Source organism: Erythrobacter donghaensis (assembly GCF_002155425.1).
In the GTDB taxonomy this organism is placed as follows: domain Bacteria; phylum Pseudomonadota; class Alphaproteobacteria; order Sphingomonadales; family Sphingomonadaceae; genus Erythrobacter; species Erythrobacter donghaensis.
The window spans coordinates 517531-541380 of the sequence record NZ_MUYG01000010.1; the positions used below are offsets into that span (position 1 = coordinate 517531).

General features: G+C 66.6%; 24 protein-coding genes and 1 tRNA gene. 15 read left to right on the plus strand and 10 right to left on the minus strand.

The window, feature by feature from the left end:
- The first annotated feature begins 169 nt into the window (after positions 1–169).
- From BZF59_RS10970 to arsH, 6 genes are all read left to right on the plus strand, one after another.
- Complete coding sequence (locus BZF59_RS10970; protein WP_086608271.1) at positions 170–613, plus strand: hypothetical protein; 444 nt, start codon at positions 170–172, stop codon at positions 611–613.
- 125 nt (positions 614–738) lie between these two features.
- Positions 739–2061: an MFS transporter gene (locus tag BZF59_RS10975; protein ID WP_086608272.1), complete on the plus strand. Its 1323-nt coding sequence runs from the start codon at positions 739–741 to the stop codon at positions 2059–2061.
- The gene (locus tag BZF59_RS10980) at positions 2058–3422 is read left to right on the plus strand and encodes an APC family permease (RefSeq protein WP_086608273.1); all 1365 of its coding nucleotides are present in this window, start codon (positions 2058–2060) and stop codon (positions 3420–3422) included. Before BZF59_RS10975 ends, BZF59_RS10980 begins: the two co-directional genes overlap by 4 nt.
- A gap of 105 nt (positions 3423–3527) precedes the next feature.
- Positions 3528–3872: an ArsR/SmtB family transcription factor gene (locus BZF59_RS10985; RefSeq protein WP_086608274.1), complete on the plus strand. Its 345-nt coding sequence runs from the start codon at positions 3528–3530 to the stop codon at positions 3870–3872.
- Positions 3865–4920: an ACR3 family arsenite efflux transporter gene (arsB, locus tag BZF59_RS10990; RefSeq protein ID WP_086608275.1), complete on the plus strand. Its 1056-nt coding sequence runs from the start codon at positions 3865–3867 to the stop codon at positions 4918–4920. Before BZF59_RS10985 ends, arsB begins: the two co-directional genes overlap by 8 nt.
- Positions 4917–5678, plus strand: coding sequence for an arsenical resistance protein ArsH (arsH, locus tag BZF59_RS10995; protein WP_086608276.1), 762 nt, complete (start codon positions 4917–4919; stop codon positions 5676–5678). The genes arsB and arsH overlap by 4 nt, the downstream gene beginning before the upstream one ends.
- Here the strand turns inward: arsH and BZF59_RS11000 are convergent.
- The 4 genes from BZF59_RS11000 to yghU form a co-directional block, all read right to left on the minus strand.
- Entirely contained in the window at positions 5653–6495 is an 843-nt protein-coding gene (locus tag BZF59_RS11000) for a 23S rRNA (adenine(2030)-N(6))-methyltransferase RlmJ (RefSeq protein WP_086608277.1), read from the minus strand. The two genes, arsH and BZF59_RS11000, sit on opposite strands and share 26 nt — an antisense overlap.
- On the minus strand, positions 6492–7040 hold the full coding sequence (locus tag BZF59_RS11005) for a pseudouridine synthase (protein ID WP_086608278.1): 549 nt from the start codon (positions 7038–7040) through the stop codon (positions 6492–6494). The genes BZF59_RS11000 and BZF59_RS11005 overlap by 4 nt, the downstream gene beginning before the upstream one ends.
- Before the next feature lie 68 nt (positions 7041–7108).
- A tRNA-Gln gene (locus tag BZF59_RS11010) sits at positions 7109–7183 on the minus strand.
- An 83-nt stretch (positions 7184–7266) separates the two neighbouring features.
- A complete protein-coding gene (yghU, locus tag BZF59_RS11015; protein ID WP_086608279.1) occupies positions 7267–8127 on the minus strand; it encodes a glutathione-dependent disulfide-bond oxidoreductase in 861 nt (286 codons plus the stop codon).
- Positions 8128–8243: 116 nt separating this feature from the next.
- On the opposite strand from yghU, the gene BZF59_RS11020 reads away from it, so the two are divergent.
- From BZF59_RS11020 to BZF59_RS11035, 4 genes are read left to right on the plus strand one after another with little or no spacing between them, the layout of a single operon-like run.
- The gene (locus BZF59_RS11020) at positions 8244–9263 is read left to right on the plus strand and encodes a DNA topoisomerase IB (RefSeq protein ID WP_211277387.1); all 1020 of its coding nucleotides are present in this window, start codon (positions 8244–8246) and stop codon (positions 9261–9263) included.
- A 52-nt stretch (positions 9264–9315) separates the two neighbouring features.
- Positions 9316–11394, plus strand: coding sequence for an NAD(+) synthase (locus BZF59_RS11025; RefSeq protein ID WP_086608281.1), 2079 nt, complete (start codon positions 9316–9318; stop codon positions 11392–11394).
- The gene (locus tag BZF59_RS11030) at positions 11394–12296 is read left to right on the plus strand and encodes a DMT family transporter (RefSeq protein WP_086608282.1); all 903 of its coding nucleotides are present in this window, start codon (positions 11394–11396) and stop codon (positions 12294–12296) included. The genes BZF59_RS11025 and BZF59_RS11030 overlap by 1 nt, the downstream gene beginning before the upstream one ends.
- Positions 12297–12343: 47 nt before the next feature.
- Positions 12344–13114 (plus strand): SDR family NAD(P)-dependent oxidoreductase, encoded by a 771-nt coding sequence (locus BZF59_RS11035; RefSeq protein ID WP_086608283.1) that lies wholly within the window; start codon positions 12344–12346, stop codon positions 13112–13114.
- Here the strand turns inward: BZF59_RS11035 and BZF59_RS11040 are convergent.
- Positions 13111–13737 (minus strand): 2-dehydro-3-deoxy-6-phosphogalactonate aldolase, encoded by a 627-nt coding sequence (locus BZF59_RS11040; RefSeq protein ID WP_086608284.1) that lies wholly within the window; start codon positions 13735–13737, stop codon positions 13111–13113. The two genes, BZF59_RS11035 and BZF59_RS11040, sit on opposite strands and share 4 nt — an antisense overlap.
- Positions 13738–13831: 94 nt before the next feature.
- Between BZF59_RS11040 and BZF59_RS11045 the strand changes: the two genes are divergently transcribed.
- Entirely contained in the window at positions 13832–14866 is a 1035-nt protein-coding gene (locus BZF59_RS11045) for a sugar kinase (protein WP_086608285.1), read from the plus strand.
- Here BZF59_RS11045 and BZF59_RS11050 read toward each other — a convergent pair.
- From BZF59_RS11050 to BZF59_RS11065, 4 genes are all read right to left on the minus strand, one after another.
- Complete coding sequence (locus BZF59_RS11050; protein ID WP_086608286.1) at positions 14863–16383, minus strand: helicase HerA domain-containing protein; 1521 nt, start codon at positions 16381–16383, stop codon at positions 14863–14865. The two genes, BZF59_RS11045 and BZF59_RS11050, sit on opposite strands and share 4 nt — an antisense overlap.
- Positions 16384–16467: 84 nt before the next feature.
- Positions 16468–17109: a class I SAM-dependent methyltransferase gene (locus tag BZF59_RS11055; protein ID WP_086608287.1), complete on the minus strand. Its 642-nt coding sequence runs from the start codon at positions 17107–17109 to the stop codon at positions 16468–16470.
- On the minus strand, positions 17109–18323 hold the full coding sequence (locus BZF59_RS11060; RefSeq protein WP_086608288.1) for a BtaA family protein: 1215 nt from the start codon (positions 18321–18323) through the stop codon (positions 17109–17111). Before BZF59_RS11060 ends, BZF59_RS11055 begins: the two co-directional genes overlap by 1 nt.
- Before the next feature lie 90 nt (positions 18324–18413).
- Positions 18414–19376, minus strand: a complete 963-nt coding sequence (locus tag BZF59_RS11065) for a threonine ammonia-lyase (RefSeq protein WP_086608289.1) — start codon at positions 19374–19376, stop codon at positions 18414–18416.
- A 69-nt stretch (positions 19377–19445) separates the two neighbouring features.
- Between BZF59_RS11065 and BZF59_RS11070 the strand changes: the two genes are divergently transcribed.
- From BZF59_RS11070 to BZF59_RS11080, 3 genes are all read left to right on the plus strand, one after another.
- Positions 19446–20672: a saccharopine dehydrogenase family protein gene (locus tag BZF59_RS11070; RefSeq protein WP_086608290.1), complete on the plus strand. Its 1227-nt coding sequence runs from the start codon at positions 19446–19448 to the stop codon at positions 20670–20672.
- A 113-nt stretch (positions 20673–20785) separates the two neighbouring features.
- Entirely contained in the window at positions 20786–21043 is a 258-nt protein-coding gene (locus BZF59_RS11075; RefSeq protein WP_143738147.1) for a hypothetical protein, read from the plus strand.
- A complete protein-coding gene (locus tag BZF59_RS11080; RefSeq protein WP_086608292.1) occupies positions 21043–22236 on the plus strand; it encodes a carboxynorspermidine decarboxylase in 1194 nt (397 codons plus the stop codon). Before BZF59_RS11075 ends, BZF59_RS11080 begins: the two co-directional genes overlap by 1 nt.
- Here the strand turns inward: BZF59_RS11080 and BZF59_RS11085 are convergent.
- Entirely contained in the window at positions 22233–23216 is a 984-nt protein-coding gene (locus BZF59_RS11085) for a DUF3137 domain-containing protein (RefSeq protein WP_086608293.1), read from the minus strand. The genes BZF59_RS11080 and BZF59_RS11085 overlap by 4 nt on opposite strands.
- Positions 23217–23283: 67 nt before the next feature.
- On the opposite strand from BZF59_RS11085, the gene BZF59_RS11090 reads away from it, so the two are divergent.
- Positions 23284–23838 carry a LemA family protein gene (locus BZF59_RS11090; RefSeq protein ID WP_086608294.1) on the plus strand — a complete coding sequence of 185 codons (555 nt, stop codon included), beginning with the start codon at positions 23284–23286 and terminating at the stop codon, positions 23836–23838.
- The last annotated feature ends 12 nt before the right edge of the window (positions 23839–23850 follow it).

Sequence of the window (23850 nt, forward strand, 5' to 3'; positions counted from 1 at the left end):
CCGCACCGGCTCTGCGGGGCCATTCCTTCCTCACCGAAACTCGCTGCAACCAAGCTCCTTTCAACAGCGCGCCAACCACCTGGTCTGGCGCGTGCGGGGACGCTTTGCCGGCGCGGCCCTCGATCATGAGGCCCGGCGGCGGATGCGGCGCAACAGGGGGGAAATACCGATGAAGACGATCAGACTGGCCCTTGCCGCCATCACCATGACTGTGCCCTTTGCCGCTCCGGCGGCAGCGCAGGAGGCACCGCTGGTGCCCGGCGAATATGTGCAGATGAACGGCATCGTCGTCGAAGACGGGCCGGGCGGCCTCAAATATGCCGAATGGCTGGCGACCGAATGGAAGCGCTTCAACGAATATTCGAAGTCGCAGGGCTGGATCACCGACTACGGCATCTACAGCAATGTGAATGCGCGCGCAGGCGAGCCTGATCTCTACCTCGTGGTCCAATTCAAGAGCCTGCCCGATGCCGCCGAGCAGGAGCGCCGCGACCGCGCCTTCGACGCATGGTCCAAGACCACCGTGCAGGAACAGTTCGCCGCCAGCGGCAACCGCTCGGAATATCGCGAAGTGATCAGCTCGATGCTGCTTCAGGAATACAAGCCGCGCTGACGGGGGGACGCGCGGCCTAGAGCTCCGGCGGGTGATAATACGACCCGATCGCCCGCCGGAGTTCGTCCACTGACATTCGCTGGGGAGAATTTCGCCATGGCTACGCCATTGCCCGAGCTTGCACCATGAGCGTTGCGATCCCGGTCACAGCCGCGCAGGCGCGCCCGCCGCTGCCTGCCCTGTCCGAACACAAGATCGCACGCTTTGCCGCGATCATCGTGCTCTATTTCCTGCAAGGCGTTCCGCTTGGTCTCGTGCTGGTGGCGCTGCCGGGCTGGCTGGCCGAGAACGGGGCCACGCCGCTGCAGGTCGGCGGCTTTGTCGGCATCGCGATGCTGCCATGGTCGACCAAGCTGCTGAACGGGCTTGTTATGGACCGCTTCACCTTCAAGCCGATGGGCCGACGGCGCGGATGGATCCTGCTCGCACAGGGCCTGATGGTGGCCGCGCTGATCGCGATGGCCGTCGTTGCGCCCGGCGTGAAAGACATCGCGCTGCTGACCGGCTTCTGCTTTGTCCTCAACGTCTGCGTCACCTTTGCCGATGTGGCGGTGGACGGGATGGCGGTCGACATCGTGCCCGATGACGAGCGCACTGCGATCAACAGCCTGATGTTCGCCAGCCAGAGCTTCGGTATCGCCGTGTGCAGCTTTCTGGCCGGGCAATTGCTGGCTTCGGGCACGATGACGCAAATGGCACTGGTGCTGGCGTCGATGGTCGCCTGCGCGTCCGCTTTCGTCGCGCTGTTTCGTGAGCGGCCCGGCGAACGGCTGCTGCCCTGGACCGCAGGGCAGGCCTCGCCCGAATGCGAAGCGCGGCAGAACTCCGCTTGGTGGCCGATCCTTTCGGGCGTGGTGCGATCGGTGATTGCGCCGCGCACGCTGCTGTTCCTGCTCGGCACCGGCTGCGCCTGCGCGGGCTTTGCCTTCATCGATGCCGTCAACCCGACGCTGGCAGTGCAGCATCTTGGCTGGACGAGCGAGCGCTATTCCAGCCTGAACGCGCTGCTCAGCCTGATCGCCGCGGGCTTTGCTCTGGTCACTCCGATCCTGCTGGTCCGCTGGTTCGGCCTGCGCCGCACGATCATCGGCCATTTCCTCGCCATTGCCGCGCTGGCCGCGCTGGCGGGAGCGAGTTTCGCCGGGTGGCAGGGCGATACCCTGTTCATGGCCCTGACCGCGAGCATCTATGTCCTGAGCGTGCTGCTAACCGTGCTGCACATCGTGTGGGCGATGCGGATCAGCAATCCCGCGATCGCCGCCAGTCAGTTCGCGCTGTTCATGGCGGTGCCCAACCTTGCGCGATCGATCATGTCGGGCAATTCGGGCTGGGTCGTCGAACATGGCGGCTATGCGACGACCTACGGCGTGGTGGCCGGTATCGTCCTGCTGGGACTGGTGTTCTGCCTGCTCGCACGGGTCGGCGACGAGCGGCAATTGCCCGCATGAGCAAGGGCCCCGCGACCCCGCCGTCTGGCGGGCTGCAAAAGCGCCTCGGCCTGCCCTTTGCCATCGCGATCATGGCCGGATCGGTGATCGGCGCGGGCATTCTCAGAACGCCGGGCGTGGTTGCCAACGAGGTTCCCGTGATGTGGGCGGCGCTGGCGGTGTGGGCGCTGGGCGGGGCCTATGTGCTCCTGTCGGTCAATGTCGCGTCGGAGCTCACCACCGCGCTGCCGCGTGCAGGCGGGATCTATGTTCCGGTGCGCGAGGCCTTTGGCGACAGCATGGGGCTGCTGGCGGGTTGGGCGATCTGGGTCGGCTACGCGGCGGGCGGCGCGGCGCTGGCGCTGGCCTTTGCCGAATTCCTCGCCTTTGCGGTTCCCGCCGCGTCGGAATGGACAGCAGTGATCGCCGTGATCGCCCTGCTGGCAGTGACCCTGTTCAACTGGCTGGGGGTCGAGGAGGGCCGGATCGCCACGATCACCGCCCTTTTCATCAAGCTTGCGCTGCTCTGCGGGATCGTGGTGGCGGCCTTTGTTGTCGAGATGCCAGCAGCACCCGCCGCCGCCAGTCCGCGCGAGGCGCTGTCTGCCGGGGAAGCGGCGATCGGCTGGGTGGCTTTCGTCACCGCCTTGCAAATCGTGCTCGGCGCCTATGACGGATGGCAGGGCCCGGCTTTCTTTGCCGAGGAGGACAAGGACCCGGCTCGCAACATCCCGCGCGCCTTCTTCACCTCGGCTTTGCTGTTGCTGGTGGTCTATCTCGGCATCAACCTGTGCGTTTTCACCGTGATCGATCTGGCAAGCCTGCGATCGGCGGATCTGCCGGTGGCGCTGGTGATCGAGGCGCTGCTGGGGCCGACCGGCATGAAGGTGACCGGGCTGGCCGCCGCCACCATGGCGCTGCTGACGCTCAACGCACTGGTGATGACCCATCCACGCATCCTCTACGGCATGGCGCGCGACGGGCTGTTCCTGAAAAGTGCGATGCTGGTCAATGGCGGCGGCACCCCGTGGGTCGCGCTGCTGATCGGGACCGCGGTGCCGATCCCGATGATCCTGACCGGCGCCTATGTCTTCGTGTTCAAGATTCAGGTCGCGACGGGGGTGTTTGCGGCGATCCTCTACAATGCCTCCTACTTCGCCCTGCGCCTGAAACGCCCGCACATGAAGCGCCCCTTCCGCGCAATCGGGCACCCCGTGCTGCCCGGCCTGATTCTGGGGATCACGATGGCGCTCTTCGCCGCGGTGGTTATCGCCGATCCGGTGAGCGGATTGTGGGTGGCGGGACTGATCGGCGTCAGCATTCCGGTCGGCCTTCACCTGAGCCGCGAGCAGCGCAGCGCAGCTGCGGCGATAGCCTCGTGATCGCATCGGGGCGGCTCACCACCACGACGTTTCGATAATTCTCGAATTTTCGCTTGACCCTGCCTTCGTGTCCGATATTTCGATATTCATCGAAAGGTGGGGGCCATGGCCGAAAACAACATGCCTGTATGGGCGGTCGATGCGCTGGGGGCGCTCGCCCACGAAACGCGGCTCGCGGTGTTCCGCGCGCTGGTGGTGGCGGGGCCGGACGGCATGATCGCGGGCGCGATTGCCGAGCATTGCGGCGTTCCGCCTTCCACGATGTCGCACCACCTCGCCACGCTCGAACGGGCAGGGCTGGTGCAGTCCGAACGCGAGAGCCGCCTGATCCATTACCGCGCCGACTTCGACGGGATGCGCCGCCTGCTCGCCTTCCTGATGGAGGACTGCTGCCGGGGCCTGCCCGAAATGTGTGCCGACCTTGGGGCAGGGCTCGCCTGCGATGGGTGATGCCGCCACATCGCTCGGCCTGTTCGAGCGTTACCTTTCGGTCTGGGTGCTGCTCGCCATTGTGGCCGGGCTGGGCCTTGGCCTTGCCGCGCCCGCTGCGGTCGGCGTGCTGGCGGGGCTCGAATATGCCTCGGTCAATCTGGTCGTCGCAGTGCTGATCTGGGCGATGATCTTTCCGATGATGGTGGGGGTCGACTTCGGCAGCATCCGCGACATTGGCAAGAAGCCCAAGGGGCTGGTCATCACGCTGGTCATCAACTGGCTGATCAAGCCCTTCACCATGGCCGCACTGGCGGTGCTGTTCTTCGATTACCTCTATGCGGGCCTGCTGCCCCGCGCCGACGCGCAGGAATATATCGCCGGGCTGATCCTGCTGGGCGCAGCACCCTGCACCGCGATGGTGTTCGTATGGTCGCAGATGACCCGCGGCGATCCGGCTTACACGCTGGTGCAGGTGTCGGTGAACGACCTCATCATGATCGTCGCCTTCGCCCCGATCGTCGCGCTGCTGCTCGGCGTGACCGAGATCGTGGTGCCGTGGGAGACGCTGCTGCTGTCGGTGGCGCTCTATGTCGTCATCCCGCTGGTGGCCGGCGCGCTGACCCGTGCCCGCGTGATTGCCAGTCACGGCGGCGACGCAGGCGCGGTCGATGCCTTTACCGCAAGGCTCAAGCCGTGGTCGGTGATCGGCTTGTTGGCGACGGTGGTACTGCTGTTCGCCTTTCAGGCCGCAACGATCATCGCCAACCCCTTGCTGATCGCCCTGATCGCGGTGCCGATCATCATCCAGTCCTATGGCATCTTCGCTGCCGCCTATGCCTGGGCCTATATGTGGCGCGTGCCGCACGCGATTGCGGCGCCGTGCGCGCTGATCGGCACATCGAACTTCTTCGAACTGGCGGTTGCGGTCGCCATCGGGCTGTTCGGCCTGTCGAGCGGCGCCGCGCTCGCCACGGTGGTAGGCGTGCTGGTCGAGGTGCCGGTGATGCTCTCGCTGGTGGCCTTCGCCAACCGCACCCGCGCCCGTTTTCCCGGAGAGCCGGCATGACCGACTACACCCGCCTGCGCCCGTTGCCCGACCCGGCGCATCTGCCTGCGCTGAAGCCCGAATATGCCCATGCCCGCCCGGCGCTGGGCCTCGGCCCGATGGACCCGCCGCCGCGCGTGCTGCTGCTTTATGGCTCGTTGCGGGAGCGCTCTTTCTCGCGCCTCGCGGTGGAGGAAGCGGCGCGGCTGCTGCAATTCTTCGGCTGCGAGACGCGCATCTTCGACCCTGCCGACCTGCCTTTGCCCGATCAAATCGCGGGCGACGATCACCCGGCGGTTCACGAATTGCGCGAACATTCCCTGTGGTCCGAGGCGCAGGTGTGGTGCAGCCCCGAACGCCACGGCACCGTCACTGGGATCATGAAGGCGCAGATCGATCACCTGCCGCTGGCCTATAAGGGCCTGCGCCCGACGCAGGGCCGCACGCTGGCGGTGATGCAGGTGAGCGGCGGATCGCAGAGCTTCAACGCGGTGAACAGCTTGCGGATTCTCGGGCGCTGGATGCGGATGTTCACCATCCCCAACCAGTCCTCGGTCGCCAAGGCCTATGCCGAATTCGACGAGGCGGGGCGGATGAAGCCCTCGGCCTATTACGACCGGATCGTCGACGTGATGGAGGAACTGGTGCGCTTCACCGTGCTGCTGCGCCCCCATGCGGATATGCTGGTGGATCGCTATTCCGAGCGTGTGGAGCAGGACGCGCCGGTCGAGACCCCGGCGGACGAGGCGGGGATCACTCGCGCAGCCATTCAGCGGTGATCGCACCGCGGTGCCATTCCGGCGCCAGGGCGGCGCGAAGGGCTTCAAGCAGCGGCGGCAGGGCTTGCGTGAAGGCGTAGGGCGCATTGACGATGAACAGGCCCGCACCGTTGTAGATGCCGGGCTGGTCGCTGTCGTAGAGCCAGTGCTCCACGCTCAGGAGCTTCGGAATGCCGGTCTGGCGCAGCTTGTCTTTCCAGCGCAGGTGCGCGGCGCGGTCTTTGAGCGGATACCAGATGACCGTCACGCCATGCGCCCACTTGCGGTGCGCGGCAGCGAGGGTGGCGGTGATGCGGGTGCGCTCGTCGGTCTGCTCGTAGGGCGGATCGACCACCACCAGCCCGCGCGGGGTGCGGGTCGGCAGCATCGCCAGCCACAGCTCGTAGGCGTCGCGCTGATGCACCGCGGCGGGCGTTCCGCGCATTGCGCCGCGCAGGGCCTGAGCATCCTCGGGATGTTTCTCGTTGAGGATCAGCGTATCCTGCGACCGCAGCAGCTGTGCCAGAACGCGCGGGCTGCCGGGGTAGAGGCTCGGGCCGGTGCCGATGTCCGCCCCGTCATTCACCGCCAGCACGGCGGCGCGATAGTCATCGAGCAGCGGGTTATTGTCGGCAAAGACGCGCATCACGCCCTCGGCAGCCTCGCCGGTGCGCGCGGCCTCCTCGCCGAAGAGGTCATAGAGCCCGCAACCGGCATGAGTGTCGATCAGCGTCAGCGCCGAAGGCTTGAGCTGCAAGGCCCTAATGAGCGCAATCAGCAGGCTGTGCTTGACGACATCGGCGCTGTTGCCGGCATGGAAGGAATGCCGATAATTCACACGCGGAGTTCCATGAATTGTCCCGGCGCGATCCCGCTGAGGGTCCAGTCGCCGATCGACCAGCGCACCAGCCTCAGAGTGGGGAGTCCCACCGCCGCCGTCATCCGCCGCACCTGTCGGTTGCGCCCTTCGCGGATGGTGAGTTGCAGCCAGCTGTCGGGCACGGACTTGCGCACGCGGATCGGCGGGTCGCGCGGCCACAGGTCGGGCGCGTCGATGCGCTGGGCCTCGGCGGGCAGGGTCATGCCGTCCTTCAACTGCACACCTTGCCGCAGGCGCTCCAGCGCGTCGTCCTGCGGCTCGCCTTCGACCTGCACCAGATAGGTCTTGGGCAGCTTGAAACGCGGATCGGCTATGCGCGCCTGCAAGCGCCCGTCATCGGTGAGCAGCAGCAGGCCCTCGCTGTCCCGGTCGAGCCTCCCGGCGGGATAGACCCCCTTCGCCGCGATGAAATCCGACAGGGTCGCGCGCACCGTCGGCGATCCGCGATCGGTGAATTGCGACAGCACGCCGAAGGGTTTGTTGAACAGAAGCAGCCGGGCCATGGTCGGCTCTTATCGCGGGAATGAGGGGATGTCTTCAGGCCCCGCGCGGTCCGGATGGCAGGAAGAACTGGCTGGGGCGGAAGGATTCGAACCTTCGCATGGCGGTACCAAAAACCGCTGCCTTACCGCTTGGCTACGCCCCAGCAAGAGCCGCGCTCTATAGCGGCTCAAACCCTGTTGTGAAGGGGGCTAAAACACCTGTTCGCCCCCTTTTTCGCACCGGCGTCTAGTCGAGCCGCTTGCCTTCGAAGTCGGCGGGCGAGTGGCGTTCCTTCAGCTGGGTGTCATCATCGCCCCACACCTTGTTGACGATCCGCCCGCGCTTGACGGCGGGCCGCGCGGCGATTTCTTTCACCCAGCGGCCGACATGCTCATATTCGTCGATGCTGAGGAAGGTCTTGGCGTCGTTATAGATCGTGCCGGTGGTGAAGGGCGCGAGCCAGGGGAAGTTGGCGATGTCGGCGAGGGTGTATTCGTCGCCCGCGAGGAACCGGCTTGTCGCAAGGCGCTGGTTGGCGACATCGAAGATGCGCTTGGTTTCCATCGCGTAGCGGTTGATCGGATATTCGTATTTCTCAGGCGCATAGGCGTAGAAATGGCCAAAGCCGCCGCCGATGAAGGGGCCGCTCGCCACTTGCCAGAACACCCAGCTCAGCACTTCGGCGCGCGCGGCGGGGGCGGTGGGGAGGAACATCCCGAACTTTTCGGCCAGGTGGACGAGGATCGCGCCGCTTTCGAACACGCGGAAGGGCTGGGCCGGATCGCTCTTGTCGAGCAGGGCCGGAATCTTGGAATTGGGATTCACGCCGACAAAGCCGCTGGTGAACTGTTCGCCATCGCCGATGTTGATCGTCCAGGCGTCATATTCTGCCCCGGTGTGCCCGGCTTCGACCAGTTCTTCGAGCATCACGCTCGCCTTCACCCCGTTGGGTGTAGCAAGCGAATAGAGCTGGAAGGGGTTGTCGCCCTCGGGCAGCGCCTTGTCCTCGCGCGCGCCGGCGGTGGGCCGGTTGATCGAGGCGAATCGCCCGCCCGAGACGGTGTCGGCGCTCCAGACGGCGGGCGGGGTGTAGGTGGGATCGGCCATGCGATGTAACTCCTCTGGGCGCGGCGCAAACCCGCGCGTTCTTGTGTCCTAGCTGGCGTGCGGCGGGGCGCGGTGCAAGGTGGAACATTGCCGCCCCAGTCCGCTTTTGCTTGGCCATGGAAAAGCTGATCTATGTCGATGACGATCTTCCCGGCATCACCCGCCGCCGCGCGGGCAAGGGCTGGGCCTATTACGATCCCTCGGGCGTGCTGATCCGCGATGCCAGGGAAAAGCGCCGCCTCAACGCGATCGCGCTGCCCCCGGCCTATTCCGATGCGTGGTTCTGCCCCGCGCCCAACGGCCATATCCTTGCGACCGGCTATGACGACGCGGGGCGCAAGCAATATCGTTACCACCCCGATTTCCGAGCCCAGCGCGAGAGCGCAAAATACGATTCCTGCGTTGCCTTCGCCAAGCGGCTGCCGCTGATGCGCAAGCGGGTGGAGGAGGATCTGGCCGCGCGCGGGGTCGCCCGCGAAACCGCGCTAGCCGCGGTGGTGCGCCTGCTCGATCTGTCCGCGATCCGCATCGGCAACGAGCAATATGCGAAGAGCAACGACAGCTATGGCGCGACCACGCTGCGCGCCGACCACGCCGAAGTCGGCAGGCGGCGGCTGGTGCTGCACTTCACCGCCAAGGGCGGCAAGGACCGCGAGGTCGAAGTCGAGGATGCCGGTCTGGCCGCAGCGGTGCGCCGGATGGAGAGCCTTGAGGAGGAAGGCGAGGATCACCTGTTCCGCTACGAGGACGAGGACGGCGACGTCTGTCCCGTCACCTCGGCCGACGTCAACGCCTATCTTCGCGAGGTGATGGGGGAGGATTTCTCCGCCAAGCATTTCCGCACCTTTCACGCCAGCAGCCTCGCTTTCGAGCGGCTGGCCTCAGGGCGCGGGGTGGTGAAGATCGGCGAGATGCTCGAACACGTTGCCGATCGGCTCGGCAACACGCCTGCGATTGCACGCAAGTCCTATGTGCATCCGGCGGTGATCGCGCGGGTCGAGGGGCAGGAGGAATGGCGCAAGGGGTTGAAACTGCCGCGCCAGACCCGCTGGCTGACCCGGGCTGAGCGCGGGCTGATCGCCTTTCTCGAGGAATGCGGCACGGCGAGCGACTATCTCAACGCTGACGCAGCCTAGGCAGCGCGCGCAAGCCGCGTTACAGCCGCGCCAGCGAAAGGACTGCACGCGGATGACCGAGGCCCACCCCTTCTTCGACATGCACCAGCATGGCTTCGTGCGCGTCGCCACTGCGACCCCGTGCAGCCGCACCGCCGATGTCGCCTACAACACCGCAGGCGTGCTGGCCGAGGCGCGGAAGGCGCACGAGGCGCACGTCGATCTGGTGGTATTCCCCGAACTGACGCTGTCCTCCTATGCGATCGACGATCTGCTGCTCCAGCACGCGCTGATTGAGCGGGTGGAAGCGGCGCTGGCCGAGATTGTCGAAGCTTCGGCAGAGCTTGATCCGGTGCTGGTGCTGGGCGCGCCGCTGCGCCGGGCGGACAAGCTCTACAATTGCGCCGTGGTGATCGGGCGCGGGCAGGTCCTCGGCGTGGTGCCCAAGAGCTTCCTGCCCAATTACCGCGAGTTCTACGAAAAGCGCCACTTCGCCCACGGGCGCGGGTGCACCGACCTGTGGATCGGCGTGGCGGGCGAGGAAGTTCCGTTCGGCACCGATCTGGTCTTTGCCGCCGCGAACCTTCCGGGCTTTCGCTTCGGGGTTGAACTCTGCGAGGATTTCTGGGCGCCGGTGCCGCCGGGGATGCAGGCGGCGATGGCGGGCGCGCTGATCCTGTGCAACCTCTCGGCCTCGCCCGTCACCATCGGGCGCGCAGACGATCGCCACCTGCACTGCCGCTCCTCCGCTGCCCGCGCGATTGCCGCCTATGTCTATTCGGCGAGCGGCTATGGCGAGAGCACCACCGATCTTGCGTGGGACGGGCAGGGCGTGATCTACGAGATGAGCACCTTGCTCGCCCAGTCCGAACGCTTCGACCGGGTGGGCGAGCTCAATATCGTCGATATCGACACCGAACGCCTAGCTGCCGAGCGGATGCGCAACCAGACCTTCGCCGACGCGGCCGAATGGGCGGGAAGCCCTGCCGACACCTATCGCCGGATCATGTTCGAACACGCCTATCGCGAAGGCGATATTGGCCTCCGCCGCCCCGTCGCGCGTTTCCCCTTCGTGCCCGACCGGCCCGAAAAGCTCGACGAGGACTGCTACGAGGCTTTCAACATTCAGGTCGATGCTCTGATGCGGCGGATCGAATCGACCCGCACCAAGAGCCTCGTGATCGGCATTTCGGGCGGGCTCGATTCCACCCATGCGCTGATCGTCGCCGCCAAGGCCTGCGACCGGCTGGGCCTGCCGAGGAGCACGATCCGCGGCTACACCATGCCCGGCTTCGGCACCTCCGAGGGCACCAAGAGCAACGCGCACCGGCTGATGGCGGCGATGGAGATCACCGCGGGCGAAATCGACATCCGCCCCGCCGCGATGAAGATGCTCGAAGATATCGGCCACGCCTTCGCCGATGGCGAGCCGGTGCATGACGTCACCTTCGAGAACGTGCAGGCGGGCCTCAGAACCGATTACCTCTTCCGTCTCGCCGGGCAGCATGGCGGCTTCGTGGTCGGCACGGGCGATCTCAGCGAGCTGGCGCTGGGCTGGTGCACCTATGGCGTGGGTGACCATATGAGCCACTACGGCGTCAACGCGGGCGTGCCCAAGACGTTGATCCAGTATCTGATCCGCTGGGCGATCCGCACGCGCCAGTTCACCGATGCCTGCGGCGAGGTGCTCGGCGCGGTGCTCGACACCGAGATCAGCCCCGAGCTGGTGCCGCCCGGCGCGGACGGGGCGATGCAATCGACCGAGAGCCTTGTTGGCCCCTATGAGCTCAACGACTTCTTCCTCCACCACGTGATCCGTTACGGCCAGCGCCCGTCGAAGGTCGCCTTCCTCGCGTGGCACGCGTGGAAGGATGCGAGCGCGGGCCTGTGGCCTGCGGGCTTCCCCGAGGATGGCAAGAACGCCTACAACCTCGCCACCATCGCCCACTGGCTCGACCGGTTCTGCGCGCGCTTCTTCGGCTTTTCGCAGTTCAAGCGTTCCGCGCTCCCCAACGGGCCCAAGGTGTCCTCGGCAGGCGCGCTCAGCCCCCGCGGAGACTGGCGCGCGCCGTCCGACGCGGTGGCGAGCGTGTGGCGCGAGGAATTGCGCCAGGGCCTCCCAGACGAGGCGCTGCGCGACCTTCCCGCCTGATGCCCAAAAGCCTGCCTCTCTCGGCGCTGGGCATCATGCTGTTCTGCAATGTTGCCTGGGCGATGAATGTCGTGGTCTCCAAGATCGCGGTGACGACGCTCGGCCTGCCGCCGCTGTTCTACACCGTGCTGCGCTCCGCGACGGTGCTGGCGGTGCTGTTTCCTCTGCTGCTGCGCCAGAAGCCCGACCGGCTGGGACTGGTGCTGCTGATCGGCTTTGCCATCACGGGCGGCAGTTTCGGGCTGCAATTCATCGGGTTGCAGACCGCCACACCATCAGCCGTGGGGATCGTCAATCTTGCCGGTGCGCCGCTCACCGTGCTGTTCGCAATCATCTTCCTAGGCGAGGAGGTGCGCTGGCGGCGCGGGCTGGGGATGGCGCTGGCGCTGGGCGGCGTGGGCCTCGCGATCGGCGCGCCGTCCGATGCGGGCGATCCGGTGGGGCTGGGATTTGCCTTTGCGGGCGTGTTGATCGGGGCCTTCGCCTCGGTCTTCGTCAAGCGGCTGGATATCGGCGCGGTGAGTTTGCAGGCGTGGGCGGGGCTCGCCTCGCTCGGCGTGATGCTGCCGGGGACGCTGATGCTGGAGAGCGGCCAGATCGCTGCAGTCGCCGCCGCGCCGCTGGCGGTGGCGGCTTGCGTGCTGTTTGCGGGCGTCGTCGTATCGGTCGGCGCGCATTCGGCTTATTTCCGGCTGTTTCAGGCGCATGACGCCAACCTGATCGTGCCGCTGACGCTGCTGACCCCGCTGCTCACCATCGCTTTCGGCACATGGCTGACCGGCGATACCATCGGCTGGCCGCTGATCATCGGCGGCACCATGGCGCTGATCGGCGTGACGATCATCGTGATCCGCCCGAGCCGCACCATCCCCAAACCGCAGCTCACGCAGCCGGACCTCTAGGCCGAGGAGCGGGAAGCGGACCATGACATGAAGCGGGAGAGCCACTGATGCTGGATTATGCCACCTATCCCAGCCTCGCCGGGCGGCGGGTGTTCATCACCGGCGGCGCGACCGGGATCGGCGCGGCGATGGTCGCCGCCTTCAGCGAACAAGGGGCTTTCGTCGGCCATTGCGATCTCGCCGAGGATGCCGCCGCAGTGCTGGCCGATGGGCTGACGGAGGCCGGCCACGCCCGCCCATGGTTCGCCCGCGTCGATGTGACCGACACCCCCGCGCTCCAGCAGGCGATCGGCAATTTCGCTGCCGCCGCAGGCGGGCTCGATGTGCTGGTCAACAATGTCGCCAACGACAGCCGCCACGATCCGCTCGCCACCACCGAGGCGAGCTGGCGGCAATGCATGGCAGTGAACCTCGACTGCGCCTTCTTCGCCTCGCAGACGGCCATCGCCCTGATGCGCGAAGGCGGGAAGGGCGGGGCGATCGTCAACTTCTCCTCGATCAACGCGGTGCTCGGGCCGGAGGGGATGCCGGGCTACGTCACCGCTAAGGCCGGGCTGCTCGGCATGACCAAGGCGCTCGCCCGGCAATATGGCCCCGACGGAATCCGGGTGAACGCGATCCTGCCCGGCTGGGTCGTCACTCAGCGCCAGCTCGACCTATGGCTGACGCCCGAGGCCGAGGCGGAGTGGATGGAGCAGGTGTGCCTCAAGCAGCGCATCGAACCGCGCGATGCGGCCAATCTGGCGCTTTTCCTTGCCGCCGACGACAGCCGGATGATCACCAACCAGCACTTTGTCATCGACGGCGGGCGCGTCTAACCCCCGCGCGCGGCCTTGAAGGCGGAGACGATCGCGCGCGCATCGGCGGCGATGTCGCCGAGCGGCTTGCCCGGCTTGAACAGCGATCCGCCGATCCCGAAGCCGGTCACCCCGGCGGCGAGCCAGTCGCCCATGTTCCCCGCATTGATCCCGCCCACGGCATAGATCGGCGTGGCGGGGGGCAGCACCGCGCGCACCGCCGTGATGATGGCAGGCGTGACCATTTCGGCAGGGAATATCTTGAGCCCGCTTGCGCCGGCTCCCAGCGCGGCGAACATCTCGGTCGGCGTCAGCACCCCCGGCAGGCTGACCATGCTGCGCCCGACGGTGCGGCGGATCACCGCGGGGTTGCCATTGGGCGAGACCACGAGGCCTGCGCCCACGTCCGCCAGCGCATCGACCTCGGCCTCGGTCAGCACCGTGCCCGCGCCGATCAGCGCGCGGCTGCCGAAGGCTTCGACCAGCGCGGCGATGCTGGTGAGCGGATCGGGGGAATTGAGCGGCACTTCGATGATGTCGAACCCGGCTTCGACCAGCACCTCGCCCACGGCCACCGCGCGCTCGGGCTCCAGCCCGCGCAGGATCGCCACCAGCGGCAGCCTGCCTTCGATCCTGTGTGTCATGCTCCGCTCCTTGCCGCCCGCAATTGTGCAATCGCACCGGGAATGCAACAAGCGCGGGCGTGAGACTTTCAGCCGCCGAGGAATTGCGACCGTCATGAACCCTGTCCCCACACCGCGCCCGGGCCGGGTGGTCTGCTTCGGCGAAATCCTGCTGCGGCTTGCCGCGCCTGCGGGCGAGTTGCTGCTGCAACACCCGCGGCTCGAACCCAGCTTCGCCGGGGCCGAGGCCAATGTCGCGGTGGCGCTGGCAGGCTTCGGGCATGAGGCGACATTGGTGAGCGCACTGCCCGACAATCCGCTGGGCGCCGCTGCGCGCCATACCCTGCGCGGGATGGGGGTGCCGCTTGAGGCGGAGGCGGTGGCGGGGAGGCGTCTGGGCCTCTACTTCCTCCAGCCCGGGGCGATGGCACGGCCTGCCAGCGTCACCTACGACCGCGCCGGATCGGCCTTCGCCCTGCATGACCCCGCGCGCTATGATTGGCCTTCGTTGCTCGCTGGGGCGGATTGGCTGTTCGTGGGCGGAATCACCGCCGCGCTCGGCGATGCGGCGCTCACCGCGCTGCGCGAAGCGATGGCGGCGGCGCAGGCGGCGGGGGTGAGGATCGCCTTCGACACCAATTTCCGTCCAAGCCTGTGGCAAGGCCGCGAGGCCGAGGCTGCCGCGATCCTGCGCGACCTGTGTGCGGAAGCAGATCTGGTCTTCGCCGGTCGCCGTGCCGCGGCGATGATGGTGGGCGGGGACTACGGCGCGGGCGATCCGGACGCGGGCTTTCACGCCGCCGCACAGGCGCTCTTCGCGCTCTCGCCGCGCATCCGCCACGTCGCCGCCACCCGCCGCGAGGTTGCTTCGACCGAGCGGCAGAACCTCACCGGCCTCATCGCCCACCGCGAAGGCGTATCGGTCAGCGAGACCATCGCGCTGGAGCAGATCGTCGACCGCGTCGGCACCGGGGACGCCTTTGCCGCCGGGATCGTGCATGGCCTCATAACCGGCATGCCGCGCACGGAGACGATCGGTTTTGCCACCGCCTGCGCGCAATGGGCGCATTCGGTGCCGGGCGATTTTCTGCGCGCCTCGCTCGCCGATATCGCCTCGATGGGGGCAGGGGCGGCGGATGTGCGGCGCTAGGCCGCCTTGCTTGCTGCGCCCGTCGTTTCCGGGCCGATCACGCCCGGCACGGCGATAACCCGCTCCCCGCCAAATTCCTCGCGCACCACCACCAGCCCGCAGCGTTCGAGATGGTCGAGCAACCGGCGGATGCGGCTGGGCGAGGCGCTGCCGTAGAGCCTCCCCAACTCCTCCTCGTCCGGCATGGGTTCGCCCAGCACCTCGGCCACCGCGAGCGCGAGGTAGGGGGCGAGCACATCGTCCTCCACGCCTGCGATGATCGCCTCGATCCGTGCGCGGTCTGCGCCTTCGAGCCGGGCCAGACCGCCGGTCTCGCAGGCGAACACGCGGCGGAAGCGGGCAAGGTCGACATGCGCGCTGGCGATGCCCTGCTGGCGGCAACGGATCGCGAAATCGCGGAACAGGGAGGTGGCCGGGCGGAAGGTTGCGCCTTCGCTCAGGGCGAGGTCGCGCACCACGCTTTCGACCGTCCCCGAAGGTGCCGGGGACGGGGGAGGTGCCGGAGCGGACGGACGCACTGTCGGCGCTTCGCTCTCGACCTCGGCCTCGGTGGCAGGCGGCGCGGCGGGAAGCGGCGGGGCGGGTGGCAGCGCCGCATCGAGATCGACCGCAGGCCGTGCCGGGGGCTGGTAGCGTTTCACCGCGGGATCGCTCGCCGCTTCGGCGAGGCGGTCGGTCAGCAGCGCCTCCATTTGCTCCCCATCGGCTTCGGGCAGGGGCAGCAGTGCGCTTCCGCCACCGCGTCCGCCGGTCTTCACCGGGCCGACATGGACCGCGACCGGCTTGCGGCTGATCGCCGGGCCGAGGCCGAGGAACTGCCCGCGCTGGAGATCGCGGATACGCTCGGCCTGGCGGCGGTCCATGCCGAGAAGGTCGGCGGCGCGCTGCATGTCGATGTCGAGAAAGGTGCGCCCCATCAGGAAGTTGCTGGCCTCGGCCGCGACGTTCTTGGCCAGCTTGGCGAGGCGCTGGGTGGCGACGATCCCGGCGAGGCCGCGCTTGCGCCCGCGGCACATCAGGTTCGTCATCGCCGCAAGCGTCAACCGGCGCGTCTCGTCGCTCATCTCGCCCGCGGCGGCTGGGGCGAACATCTGTGCCTCGTCGACCACCACCAGCGCGGGATACCAGTGTTCGCGCGGGGCATCGAACAGCGCGGTGAGGAACAGCGCGGCGCAGCGAATCTGCTGCTCGACCTCAAGCTCGTCCAGCGCCAGCACCACCGAGGCGCGGTGCTGGCGGACGCGCGCGGCGAGCGCCTCAATCTCGCGCGCCGAGTAGGCCGCGCCGTCGATCACCACATGGCCAAAGGCATCGGCGAGGGTGACGAAATCGCCCTCCGGATCGATCACCACCTGCTGCACCTGCCCGGCGCATTCCTCGAGCAGGCGGCGCAGCAGGTGCGACTTGCCCGAGCCCGAATTGCCCTGCACTAGCAGACGCGTGGCGAGCAGCTCCTCAAGGTCGATGGCGACCCGGTGCCGCGCGGCGTCTTGCCCGATGTCGATCAGCGTGCTCACAGGCTCGGGCTTAGGCAGGTGGGCGGCTGGTGGCAAAGGCAGGAGGGCGAGTTTTCCAGCGTTGCGAACCCTTTCGCGGGTCCGTCAGGTGCTCAGCACATGCAGCTGGTAGTAGCCGAGCGGGCCGTGGCGGGTTTCCAGCCGCAGCCCGCGGGCATGGGCGACGCGCGCGGCGGCGGCGGGGAGGGCGGTGCGCGGGGTGACATGGAAGCGGGCCAGCCAAGCCCTCAGCAGGCGGCGCAGCGGCCCGGGCACCCCGGCACATTCGCCGAAATCGACCACATGCAGCTGGCCACCGTCCGCCAGCAGCCCCGCCGCATGATCGAGCGCGCTCTCCCAGTCGGGGATCATCGAGAGCGAATAGGAGAGCACGATCCGCTCAAATTGCGGCTCGCCCAGCAGCGCTGCCGGATCGAAGGTGCAGGCATCGCCTTGCCCCAGCCGCGCGGCGCCGCCCAAGGTCGCGCGCGCGTTCTTGAGCATCTCGGACGAGATATCGAGGCCGAACAGGCGCACCCCCGGCCAGGCCTTGCCCACCTGCGCCAGATTGCGCCCGGTGCCGCAGGCGACTTCCAGCACCCGCATACCCGGCCGTGCCGCCAGCCCCGCGATCAGCGTGTCGCGCCCGAACAGATAATATTTGCGCGTGAAATCATAGATATGCCGCTGTCCGCGATAGACCTCGTCCATCAGCGCTGCGTGCGAGGGGGTGCCCAGACTCGCCATCACGCCAGCTCGTAGACATGGACGCCGCCGTAGATCGACGAGCGATCGCGGCGGGTGCAATCGGCGGAGGTCTCTTCGCAATAGCGCCAGCGCGAGAGGATCGCATCGTCGAGGCGGCCCGGCAGCAGGCTCGGTTCGGCAGCGGTGCGGAACAGCACGCGCGCGCCGGGGCGGCTGGCGCGGGTGATCCTGCCCCACAGCTCATCGAGCTGCGCGTTGTTCATCCAGTCCTGCGCATCGAGCAGCACGAAGCGGTCCATGCTGGCCTCCTCGCGCCCGCCGATCCAGTCCACCATGTTGGCGCGGGTGACGTCGAGCCGGTCGATCCGTTCCTTCATCGCGCTCCAGTTGGCGCGCTGGAGATAGGGCGGCAGCGGCGCGCTTTCCGACCGGTCATAGCCGCGCCTGAAGGCCTGCCAGGCGAAGTAATTGTCCTGCACCGCGAAGTCGCAGGCGAGCTTCTCCAGCCGCCGCCGCAGCACCTCGGCCATGCGTTCGTCACCCGCGAGATGCTCGAACTGCGCAGGCGGAATGCCGAGGCCGAACAGCGAGGCGGGCTGATCGGTCAGCCAGCGGATGAAGCGCTTTTCGAATACCGGCGCCAGCTCGCGCTCGAACACGGCGCGCTGTTCTTCCAGCGTCTGCGCTTCGAGCAGCTTGGCAAGGTCGATCTTGTAGAGCTTCGCAAAGACGTGCGCCAACCCGATGAAGTTGCCCAGCAATCCCTGCCGGTAAATGCCTTTGGTGAAGTAGGAAATGCGCCGCCGTCCGCGAATGTCGCGCTTTTCCCAATAGGCGCGGCTGACCAGGTCGAGATGCGGCGCGATCATCTCGCGGTAGACCTCGGCGTTTTCCCCATGGTCGGCATGGGCGAAGAAGCGGTGGAAGCGCTGATAATTGGGCAGGTGGCGGATCGCGGCGATCTTGAGCTTGCCCAGCGCGACATGCGCGCGGTTGAGATCGACTGCGGTCACGCTTGCGGGGCCCGCCGTCAGATAGGACAGCGCGTTGCAGCTGCCGCTGGCGATGCACATCACGCGGCTGTCGGGCTGGATGGCGAGGCCCTCCATGTCGACCACCGGGTCTTCCCAGATCTGGGCATAGACCAGCCCCCGGAAAGCGAAGGCAAAGGCCTTGTCGAGCAGCTTGTCGCCGAGCCGCGCATCCTTGCGCACCACCGCATCCTCGATGATCCGCTTTGCCTGTGTCGCCATGAGTGCCTGCCCTTTTGTAAGGTAAGGAGCCCAATATGGCCCTAGCGTGTCGCCTGTATGACGGTCACGACCAGTCCTTTGGCCACACCCTCAGTCCGTGCCCGCGATGGTCGCCGCATAGGCCGCCGGATCGGCATTGCCGCCGGTGAGCATGATCACCGTGTCCTCGTCCACCGGCACCTTGCCCGCAAGCGCCGCCGCCAATGCCGCCGCGCCGCCGGGCTCGACCACCAGCCGCAGTGTGTTGAAGGCGAAGCGCTGGGCAGCGCGCACCTCGGCATCGGTGACGGTCACGCCGGGCTCGGCGCGGCCCATCAGAAGGCTGAGGTTGAGCTCCTTGGTGACATTGGGTTGCAGCGCATCGCAGATCGTCTTGGGAGCATCCGGCGCGGCATGGACGAGTTCGCCCGCAGCCAGCGCCTGTCCGACCATGTCCCAGCCCACCGGCTCGACCGGATGGATCTTGGCTGACGAAGCGCCGAGGCCAAGGCCCGCCGCCAGTCCTCCGCCGCCGCAACAGGCGATGATGCGCGAGGGCGCGCGGCCCAGCTGCGCGGCAATCTCGATCGCGGCGCTGCCTTGCCCCTCGATCACCCAAGGATCGCCGAAAGCATGGACGAGCGTGCCGCCGCGTTCCTCGATCAGCTTGGCCGCGACCGCATCGCGATCCTCCTGCGGGCGCTGGTAGAGCACCACCTCGGCCCCAAGAGCGCGGGTGTTGTCGAGCTTCACCTGCGGCGCATCGTGCGGCATGACGATGGTCGCGCGAATGCCGAGGCGCTTGGCGGCCCATGCCACGCCCTGCGCGTGATTGCCCGAGGATACCGCCACCACGCCGCCCGCGCGCTCCTCGGCGCTCATGCTGGAGAGCCGCCACCACGCGCCCCTGATCTTGAACGCGCCGATGGGTTGCAGATTGTCCGCCTTGACCCACGCGCGCACGCCGCCGATTTCCACCGGCAGCAGCGGCGTGGGGGGGAGAATCGCGGCGACGGCTTGGGCGGCGGCGATGACCCCCTCGGTCGTCGGCATTCTGTCATTAGCTTGGATCATTTGTCCCCTCTGGCGCATTGCACTAAGGCGCGACGCAAGATTCGCATCGCTCTACGAAAGGTTCCTATCATGTCGGCAGCAAAGTCCACCACGGTCCTCGTTATTGGCGCGGGCGGGGTCAGCTCGGTCTGCGTCCACAAGATGGCGTTCAACCCCGAGATTTTCCCCGAAATCCACCTCGCCAGCCGCACCAAATCGAAGTGCGATGCGATTGCCGCTTCGGTGAAGGAGCGCTGCGGGCGCGATATCGCGACCTATGAGATCGACGCCGAGGAAGTTCCGGCGATGGTCAACCTGATCCGCAAGACGGGTGCTGGCCTCGTCGTGAACCTCGCGCTGCCCTATCAGGATCTGCCGATCATGGACGCGTGCCTCGAAGCGGGCGTCGATTACCTCGACACCGCCAATTACGAGCCGAAGGACGAGGCGAAGTTCGAATACAAGTGGCAGTGGGCCTATCAGGAGCGTTACAAGGATGCGGGCCTGATGGCGCTGCTGGGTTCGGGCTTCGATCCGGGCGTGACCAGCGTCTTCACCATGTGGCTCAAGAAGCACAAGCTGAAGACCATCCGCCAGCTCGACATCCTCGATTGCAACGGCGGCGACCACGGCCAGCATTTTGCGACCAACTTCAACCCGGAAATCAACATCCGTGAAGTGACTGCCCCCGCGCGCCACTGGGAAAACGGCGAGTGGGTGGAGACCCCCGCCATGTCCACCAAGGTCGGCTTCGACTTCGAAGCGGTCGGCCCGAAGAACATGTATCTGATGTATCACGAGGAGCTGGAAAGCCTCGCCAAGTTCGTCCCCGAACTGGAGCGCGCGCGCTTCTGGATGACCTTCGGCGACCAGTACATCACGCACCTCACCGTTTTGCAGAATGTCGGCATGACGAGCATCGAGCCGGTGAAGTATCAGGGCAAGGACATCATCCCCCTGCAATTCCTCGCCGCCGTGCTCCCCAAGCCCGAGACGCTGGGCGAGACCACCAAGGGCAACACCAACATCGGCGTGATCGCGACCGGTGACGCGCTCGATGGCTCGGGCGAGAAGACGTTCTACATCAAGAACATCTGCTCGCACGAGGCTGCCTATGAAGAGACCGGCAATCAGGCGGTCAGCTACACCACCGGCGTGCCCGCGATGATCGGCGCGGCCATGATGGTGCAAGGCAAGTGGCAGGGCGAGGGCGTGTTCAACATCGAACAGATGGACCCCGATCCCTTCATGGAGATGCTCAACGCGCACGGCCTGCCGTGGACGGTCGAGGAAATGGACGGGCCTGTCGGGTTCTGATGCGGTCTCTCGCATTAATTCAGTTTCTACCGCTACTTGTTGTTGCTGCATGCGTAGAACCTGAAAGGAACCAAGGGCCTACGATACCATTGGAATTCCAGGGGCGTTGGGGCTTGAATGCCGAGAAATGCGCGCGATCTTCGGAAGCATCGGACGATTGGTTGTTCGTGAACTCCACTACCGTGGGCAGCTTCGAACACTTGTACGAGCTGGCCGAGGTCAGCCTGACCGGGGATGACCTCTACTTCATCACGACGCGCGGAGGGCCGTCCGGGCATCTGAAACTGCTGAACCCAAACACTTTGAAGGTGGAATATGTCGGAAAAAGCCCTTTCGATCTCACTCTATGCTCCAAGGATCCGGACCTCTGATGCAAACCAAAGCCGGTGATCCGGGCGCGTTCGCCCATTTCGACCTGTCCCGCGTCGACAGCCCCGCCTTTGTCGTCGATGCCGCCAAGCTGCGCGCAAATTGCCGCGTGTTGGCGGATGTGCGCGATGCGGCGGCGGCCGACGGGGCGGATATCAAGGTGTTCGCGGCACTGAAGGCGTTCTCGATGTGGTCGGCCGCGCCCATCATCGGCGAATATCTCGACGGGGTTTCCACCTCCGGCCTGTGGGAAGCGCGCCTCGCCTCCGAGTTCTACGATGGCGAGATCGCCACCTATTCCGCCGCCTTCAAGCCCGAGGAGCTGGAGGAGATCTGCCGGCTATCCGACCACGTCATCTTCAATTCCCCCTTCCAGCATGAGCGCGCGCGCCTGATCCTCGAACACGCCGCGGCGAGCGGGGCGAATGTCAGCGTGGGCCTGCGCATCAATCCGCAGGTAGCCACCGGTGAGGTCGCCAAATACGACCCCAGCGCCCCCGGCTCGCGGCTCGGCTTCCCGCTCGACCAGCTGACCGAGGAGCACATGGAGGGCGTCGAGGGCATCCACTTCCACAATCTGTGTGAACAGGATTTCGAGCCGCTGAAGGCCACCTGGGACCGCGTGTTCGACGTGATCGAGCCGTTCTTCGACCAGCTCAAATGGATCAACATGGGCGGAGGCCACCACATCACCCGCGCCGATTACCAGCGCGATGAACTGGTGGAGTTCCTCAAGGATGCGGCGAGCGACACCGGCTGTCAGATCATCCTCGAACCCGGCGAGGCGGTGGCGCTCGACGCGGGGATTTTGGTGGGCACGCTACTCGACACGATGTTCAACGAAGTGCCCGTTGGCATCACTGATATCAGCGCCACTTGCCATATGCCTGACGTGCTCGAAGCGCCCTATCGCCCGGCGATGCTCGGCGAACTCGCCGACGAGAACATGATCCCGATCCGTCTGGGCGGGCCGTCATGCCTCGCGGGCGATGTGATCGGGGATTATCGCCTGCCTGTGCCCGCCGAGCCCGGCGCGCGGTTCGCCTTCCTCGATCAGGCGCATTATTCGATGGTCAAGACCAACACCTTCAACGGCGTTGCGTTGCCCTCGATCTGGATGTGGGACAGCGAGACCGACGCGCTCGATTGCATCAAGCGCTTCGATTACGAGGATTTCCGCGACCGGCTGAGCTAAAGATCGACCCGCGTGTTCGGGCCGGGCTGGATCACCCGCCCACGCTCGTTCTGGTTGATCGCCAGCGCCAGCCCTGCCAGCGCACCGAACTGATGCGCGGCGCGCGCGGCCTTGTCGCGGTCGGCGGCGGGGTTCATGCCGCCGCTTTCGAACAGGTTGCCCGCTTCTAGCGCAATGATAACCTCGCCTTTGCGGAACAGCGCGCGCAGCTCCTGCGCCTCAAAGGCTCCCTCCAGCGTCAGCAGATGTTCGACATAGGACGGATGCACCAGCACCCGCGCCTCGACCCGGTCGTCGGAATAGAGCGCGAAGTTTTCGGCAAAGGCGGGGTGGACCTGATCGACCCGGTCGAGCCGGTGATCGCCGAAACGCACATGCTCGCTCGCCCCGCCGAGCCCCAGCCAGCTGCGGTGCTTGCCCGCGCGTTCGAGCAGGGTGGTGGAGCGGAACGGGCGGCCAAAGCTCATGCGAATCACCGGCCCGCGAAACACCGTCACCCAGCGCTTGTTCTTGCCCGAGCCGCGCTGCACCTCCAGGTGGGCTTCGTAGAGGCTGAAGGCGTGCCCTTCGAGCGTGCCGTGCCAGTGATCTTCGAAGCCCGATCGTTCGAAGCGCGGCAGCAGGTCATAGGTCCGCGCCGCTTCGAACTCGGGGCCCGGCTCGACTTCGGCCTCGTAGGCGAGGCCGAAGCTTGCCGCGATGGCGCTGTTGATGCCGACCTTGATCGCCTGCGAGGCCGAGGCGATCGGCTGGTAGCCCCATACGGCGATAATCATGATCGCACCGAAGGTGATCACCGCCAGCAGTCCGAAGGGCAGGGCGGGGCCGAACCACAGGAAGGCCAGCACCGGCAGAGCGATGGCCGCGCCCCAGACCCAGCGGCTCGCCGCCTGCTTCTTTGCGCCATCGCGCATGTCCCCCTGCTGCGCGAGCCATGCTTCGAGCCCGCCTTGCATAAGGCTGTCAATATCGCTGCGCATTGCCTCTCCCGCGCGATTCTTTAACATGTGTCAGCACAAATAGGCGGGTGAGGTAAAGGGGAAGGTTATGAATTGGCTGTTCGTTGGGGTCGCGGTTCTGGTCGTGCTGCTGGTGGTGGGCGTTGGCATCTACAACCGGCTGGTGGGTCTGAGGCAGTCGGTGCGGCAGGGGGTGGCCGATATCGACGCGCAGCTGCGCCAGCGTCATGATCTTATCCCCAATCTGGTCGAGACGGTGAAGGGCTATGCCGGGCACGAGGCCGCAACGCTGGAAGCGGTGATTGCGGCGCGCAATGCTGCGGCCAGCGGCGCGCCCTCATCGGGCAGCGAGCAGCAGTTGAAGGCCGCGCTCGGCAACCTGCTGGCGTTGGGGGAGGCCTATCCCGATCTCAAGGCCTCGGCCAATTTCCAGTCGCTCCAGAACGAGCTCGCCGATGTCGAGGACAAGCTCGCCGCCGCCCGGCGCGCGCTGAATGCCGCTGTCGCTAGGTTCAACGCCGCGCGCGAATCCTTTCCTGCCGTCCTGATTGCCGGCGCGCTCGGCTTTGCCGAGGCGGATTTCCATCGGCTCGATGCGAGCGAGCAGGGGACCGTCGATCAGGTGCCGCGGATCGGCTTCTGAGGCGGAAAACCC